Here is a 6,157-nt window from a genome sequence, read left to right on the forward strand (position 1 = left end):
GTTCGAAAACTACATCGCCTCGCTCGGTGAGCACTTCACCCTGGCGCCTAAACCGGTGCCCGCAGAGCCTTATGCGACCGCTGCTTAACTGCATGAAAACAGCTAATAAAAAAGGGGATCTGCACCCAAATAGTTCGAGGTCGCCGGGCTGATCTCGTCGAAGATCGCCAGCGGCGGGCACTTGAGGTCGACCACCACCTCGGTGGCGGTGATCGGCAGGCATTTGCCGGCGCGGATGTAGAACGGCACGCCGGCCCAGCGCCAGGTGTCGATGTGCAGGCACAGCGCGACGAAGGTCTCGACCCGCGAATCCACGGCCACGCCCGCCTCGCCGCGATAGCCGCGGAACTGGCCGCGCACCACCCGGCCGCATCCAGCCATCACGGATCCGCAAGGTGCCGCCTTTGCGGTGATCAGCAACGCGAGTAGGTAGCAGGTTTCACTTACCAGTAGCGCGTGATCCAGTTCGGCCGGTCTCGCTTCTTCCGGTAGTACCAGGCGCACGGCCACGCCATCACGACCAGCAGCAAGAGCCAGACCCCGTAAGTCCCAAGTAGCCCCATCGTCGTTCGCGCAATCGCGGCGCCCACGCCGAGAACGTAGAAGTGCACCACGTAGAAGAAGAAGGGAACCCGGCCGAAGACTACGAACGGGCGAAGCAGTGCAGGCGTGCCGGAGCGGGTCGTCGCCCAAAGGGCAGCGAGAGCCAGAAACGTCATAGCGAAGGACCAAGTGAGAAACGGGAGGTCCGGCGGGTACTTGGCGAAGAACCAAAAATCGAGGCTCGTGACGCTCGTGTACGGATAGGCGTTGCCATACGCAGCCGTGAGGCGAACCGCGAGGAACAGGAAAAAGCAAACGCCCGAAAGCAGCAGCCAAAGGCGTGCGGGCTGCTTGCGGCTCACCGCGTCGCGCCCCGCAATGAACCCCATGATCACGATCGCGCCCCAAGGGATCACCGGGTAGAGCGAGCGGAACGCGCCCGTTCGAACCGGTTCGTACAAGATTGCGCGTAAGGGGAGAGGTAGCCCCGAAACATCGAGCAGCGGATGGAGCACCAAAACGGCCAGTGCCGCCGGCAACAGGACCTTGCTCGACAAATCACGGACGAGCGCCAGGGCGATGAGGCTCACGCCAATGGAGCTCAACACCATGAACGAGTAGAAGCCCATTGCTGCTCGCGGGAGTCCCATGATGATCGCGTCGACCGCGATGAGCACGAGTCCCCGGACGACCAGACGGCGTGTGATCTCGCGATGCGACACGCCGCGACCCTGTCGCGCGATGCTCGTGAGCGCCACCATGAATCCTGCCATGAAGCAGAAGCCGGGGGCGACCGGGACCCCCGTGAAGCGCGTGAGGAACTGGAAGATGCCACCGGGAGCGGGTGGCGCCGCCGCGGCCAACTCTTCCCCGCCACGCTCGGCGTTGAACATGAGAGATGCGTGATCCAGCGCCATGTGCGCAATCAAAAGACCGCGGAACACGTCCACGTAGCCCTGGCGTTCCGGAGGCACGTTAGTCGCGTCAGAGATTTCGACTCTGGCTTCAGGCTTGACGTCCGACAGGCAACAGAGCCGAAGCTTACTTAGTCTTGTATACCGGAGCGATGCGCCACATCGAACACCTGACCGGTCTGGGCAACCGTGCAGAAAGAGAGGATAATAGCTGCGCTGCCCCTTCTTCTTGCGGTTAAACCCTACTGCCGTGCTCTGGGCCCATTTGCCTGTGCCGATCACCGAGCCATCGAAGTCGAGCGTCACGCGCGAGAGCCCAAGGGCCACAAGCCGTGTCACGACCCCCTCCCGCAGGCCCTGACTGTTTCGCGTATGCCTTCGGCGCCATCACGCGACACATCCAGACGGAGGCGCGGAGTTCCAGGGAGCGCCGGCGTTCGTCCAGCTCAATGCCCTTGGCCTCGGCGAACAGTTCCGGCGCGGCCAGACCCGCTCGCCCTGCCGGCGATGTTTTACTAGGAGCCATAACCATGAACCATTTAATTGAAGCGCTAGAATACTACGCGAACGAGGACAACTACAGACAGTGCGAGGAGAACGGTTGGTATTGTCTGCCTGGGCCAATAGAAGATGCGTTACCTATAACACCTCTCCAGCCACTCCTTCACCCTGCGACCATCGCTCAGAGGGCGCTCGAAAAGGTGCGCAAGCTTAAAGAGACACGACATGAGTAATAGATGCATAATGTCTACGACGACGGCCGCACGCCGGCGATCTACGCCACCGAAGTGAAGGCCGAGACGATGGTTGACGCCCTGGCCGCGAGCGGACTACCGCCGAACCATGTTTGGGCGTAGGCGCTGCCCGGCCCGAGACACTACCCGGCGCCCATCGTGCCTGACAAATAGAACACACTATGCTCCGGGGAGGCCATCTCCGATCTCATACGAGGCGCCAGATTTGATCCTTCTCACCCTAAGCGCTGTATAGTGAGGTTTCCGCGTCAAGAGAGGGGAACTGTTCGAGCGAACCTTTGCGCGGACCCGAGCCCGGGGCCGGTTCCGAGACAGCGAGCATATTAGTAGACTGAACTTCGGCCTGGACCATGGCCAGCTCCCCAACCGAGCGCACCGGCTTCGTCCGGGCGCTCTCGCGCCTGGATGCCACGGCGCTGGTGGTCGGCTCCATGATCGGCTCGGGGATCTTCATCGTCTCGGCCGACATCGTGCGGCAGGTGCAGAGCCCCGGCTTGCTTTTGCTCGTCTGGGGGCTCTCCGGCATCATCACCGTGCTCGGCGCGCTGACCTTCACCGAGCTCGCGGGGATGTTCCCGCGCGCCGGCGGGCAGTATGTGTATCTGCGCGAGGGGGTCTCGCCGCTGGTCGGCTATCTCTACGGCTGGACCTTCTTCCTGGTGATCCAGACCGGCACCATCGCCGCGGTCGCGGTCGCCTTCGCGCGCTTCACGGCGGTCTGGTGGCCCGCACTGTCCCCGGATGTGTTTGTCGGGGTCCGGGTCGAATTGCCGAGCGGGCCCATCGAGGTCGGCCTGTCGTGGCAACGCCTCTTCGCCCTCGCATCGATCCTGGTCCTGACCTGGATCAATGTGCGCGGTGTCAAAACCGCAGCGCTCATCCAGACGTCACTGACCGCCGTCAAGACCGCCTCGCTCGCCGCCTTGATCGTGCTGGGGGTGAGCATCGGACAGAACGCCGACGCCGTGGCCGCCAACTTCGGGACCGGGTTCTGGCCCGCGGGCGGTATCCCTGTTTATTTCTGGCCCGCGATCGGGGCCGCCATGGTGGGGTCCTTGTTCGCGATGGATGCCTGGAACAACGTCGGCTTCGCCGCCGCCGAGATGCGGAACCCGACGCGCGATCTCGGGTTCTCTATGCAGAGCGGGGTCCTCCTCGTCGTCCTCCTCTACCTTCTCGCCAACGTGGCCTATCTCCTCGTCCTCCCCGCCGAGGCCATCGCCGAGGCCCCACAAGACCGGGTCGGCACCGCGGCGTTGCAGGCGATGTTCGGCGAGCCGGGCCTCTACCTCATGGCGCTCGCCATCATGATCTCGACCTTCGGCTGCAACAACGGGATGATCCTCGCGGGCGCCCGGGTCTATTACGCCATGGCAGAGGATGGCCTGTTTTTCAGAGGCGCCGCGAAGCTCCACCCGCGTTTCAGGACCCCCGCACGCGCGCTCTGGTTCCAGGCGCTGTGGGCCTCGGTGTTGTGTCTCTCGGGGACCTACAGCCAGCTCCTCGATTATGTGATCATCGCGGCCTTGCTGTTCTATCTCCTGAGCGCCATCGGGCTTTTCCTCCTGCGCCGGCGACGCCCCGAGGCCGAACGCCCCAACCTCTCTCCGGGCTACCCCTGGCTCCCGGCCGCCTACCTCTTGCTCACGGTCCTCGTGGTCGCGAACCTCCTCGCCCAGAAGCCCCAGTATACCTGGCCCGGGCTCATGATCGTGGCCCTGGGCGTGCCGGTCTATTTTGCCTGGCGGCGGTACGAGCGAACACCGTAGGGTCGAGGGTGCCCCACGCCCGCGCCGTTGCGCGCCGCCCCGTTAGTCGTTAAATTCGCGGTGGCGGAGAACCGCATCGCACCAGAGTCCCGATCCGATGGACAAACGCATACCACCGCGCCCGGCGCGGCCCGCGGCGCGCCGGCCGCGGACGCTCGGACCGGTCGCCGATCTCGAACACCACCTCCCCGGGGAGTGGTGGCGGGAGCTGTTCGACTCCCTGTATCTGCGCACCGACGGCGACGTCGTCGAGAACGACGTCAATACCATCGCGGAGGTCGATTTCCTGGTCCAGTCGACCGGCATCGGGCCGGGGGATCGGCTGCTCGACCTCTGCTGCGGGCAGGGGCGGCATGCCATCGAGCTGGCCGGTCGCGGTTTCAAGCACATCATGGGCATGGACCGCTCGCGCTATCTGGTGCGGCTCGCGCGCCGCCGGGCCAAGAAGCTCGGCCTGGAGATCGCGTTCCGCGAGGGCGATGCACGCAAGCTGCGGGTCCCCGACAGCAGCCTCGACTGCGTGTTCGTGATGGGCAATTCCTTCGGCTATTTCGATGTGGAAGACGGCGATGTCAAGGTGCTCGCCTCGATCAAAGGCGGGTTGCGTTCGGGCGCGACCTTGGCACTCGATGTTACCGACGGCGAATGGATGCAGCGCCACTTCGAGCCGCGTTCCTGGGAGTGGATCGATCAGAATTTCTTCGTGTGTCGCGAGCGCTCGCTGACCGCCGACGGCACCCGTCTGGTCTCGCGCGAGGTCGTGGTACACGCCGAGCGCGGTGTCGTCGCCGACCAGTTCTATGCCGAGCGTCTGTATTCCCGCGAGCGCATCCTCGCGCTGCTCGAAAGCCTCGGCTTCCGGAACCCGACGGCGCACGACAACCTGCGTGCGGCATCGACGCGCGGGCAGGACCTCGGCATGATGGGCAGGCGCCTCTTTATCACCGCAGAGGGGCCGCACAAGGCCGCGCCCCAGCCCGTGCGGGGGCGCGGCGTCCTGCCCGTGACCGTCCTCCTGGGCGACCCCAGGCTTCCCGATACCGTCAAGAAGGACGGCGTGTTCAACCCCGAGGACCATGTGACCCTCGCGCGCCTCAAGGACGCCCTCCGCGAGCTGCCGGGATACCGCTTCAGCTATCTCGACAACCACGCGAGCCTCGGGATCGATCTCAAGGCCAAGCCGCCGGAGCTGGTCTTCAACCTATGTGACGAGGGCTACCACAACGACGCCTTCATGGAGCTACACGTCCCGGCCCTCTTGGAGCTCGCGGGTATCCCCTACACGGGGGCCGGGCCGGCCTGCCTGGCGCTCTGCTACGACAAGGCCCTGGTGCGCGCGCTGGCCGCGGAGCTGGACATCCCGGTGCCCTTGGAGACCTATGTGCAGCCGGGCGACCAGTCCGCCACCCTGCCCTCGATCTTCCCGGCGCTGCTCAAGCCCAACTTCGGCGATAGCAGCATCGGTATCACCAAGGATGCGATGGTCTCGACGCCGGGCGAGTTGGTGGCCTATCTCTCGAGGCTGCTGGACAGTTATCCGGGGCGGCCGGTGCTCGTGCAGGAGTTCCTGCCGGGGGCCGAATACAGCGTCGGTCTGATCGGGAACCCGAGCACGGGGCTGCGCGCCCTGCCGATCCTGGAGGTCGATTACGGCGACCTCGAGCCGTCTTTACCCCGCATCCTCGGGTACGAGTCGAAATGGCTCCCCGACTCCCCCTATTGGACCCAGATCCGCTACCAGGAGGCCAGCCTGTCCGAGGCCGGGCGGCGCGCGCTCGTGGAGTTCTCGACCCGTCTCTTCGAACGACTGCGCTGCCGGGATTACGCGCGCTTCGATTTTCGCACCGATACCGCCGGTGTCGTGAAGCTCCTGGAGGTCAACCCCAACCCCGGCTGGTGCTGGGACGGCAAGCTCAGTCTCATGGCGGAATTTGCCGGGATCCCCTATTCCAAGCTCCTCGGCACGGTGCTCGAGACCGCCACCGAACGGCTGGCGTTACAGCGGGGGGGCCCTATGGAGAAGGCCGCGGAGCCCGGCCAGGCGGCCCTGCCGGCCGGCCAAGCGGCCGTGACGGACACCCTTTCCCTGTAGCGCCTTCTCCGCGGCTTTTCCGATCCCAGGTTCTCGTTCCAGGCCCCATCCGATGACAGCAATGAACCGTCTTCAAGCCCTTCT

The 6,157-nt window shown here is 64.9% G+C and carries 3 protein-coding genes and 2 pseudogenes; 2 read left to right on the forward strand and 3 right to left on the reverse strand.

What is annotated here, in order from left to right:
- Nucleotides 1–129: 129 nt before the first annotated feature.
- From M3461_13730 to M3461_13740, 3 genes and pseudogenes are all read right to left on the reverse strand, one after another.
- Nucleotides 130–363 (reverse strand): annotated as a pseudogene (locus M3461_13730) (glucose-6-phosphate dehydrogenase).
- Nucleotides 364–443: 80 nt separating this feature from the next.
- Nucleotides 444–1,460: a heparan-alpha-glucosaminide N-acetyltransferase domain-containing protein gene (locus M3461_13735; GenBank protein ID MDQ3775327.1), complete on the reverse strand. Its 1,017-nt coding sequence runs from the start codon at nucleotides 1,458–1,460 to the stop codon at nucleotides 444–446.
- Between the two features lie 140 nt (nucleotides 1,461–1,600).
- Nucleotides 1,601–1,769, reverse strand: a pseudogene (locus tag M3461_13740) (IS1380 family transposase).
- Between the two features lie 793 nt (nucleotides 1,770–2,562).
- On the opposite strand from M3461_13740, the gene M3461_13745 reads away from it, so the two are divergent.
- On the forward strand, nucleotides 2,563–3,981 hold the full coding sequence (locus M3461_13745; protein ID MDQ3775328.1) for an amino acid permease: 1,419 nt from the start codon (nucleotides 2,563–2,565) through the stop codon (nucleotides 3,979–3,981).
- Nucleotides 3,982–4,078: 97 nt separating this feature from the next.
- The gene (locus tag M3461_13750) at nucleotides 4,079–6,073 is read left to right on the forward strand and encodes a methyltransferase domain-containing protein (GenBank protein ID MDQ3775329.1); all 1,995 of its coding nucleotides are present in this window, start codon (nucleotides 4,079–4,081) and stop codon (nucleotides 6,071–6,073) included.
- The last annotated feature ends 84 nt before the right edge of the window (nucleotides 6,074–6,157 follow it).

The sequence above is a fragment of the Pseudomonadota bacterium genome (genome assembly GCA_030860485.1).
In the GTDB taxonomy this organism is placed as follows: domain Bacteria; phylum Pseudomonadota; class Gammaproteobacteria; order JACCXJ01; family JACCXJ01; genus JACCXJ01.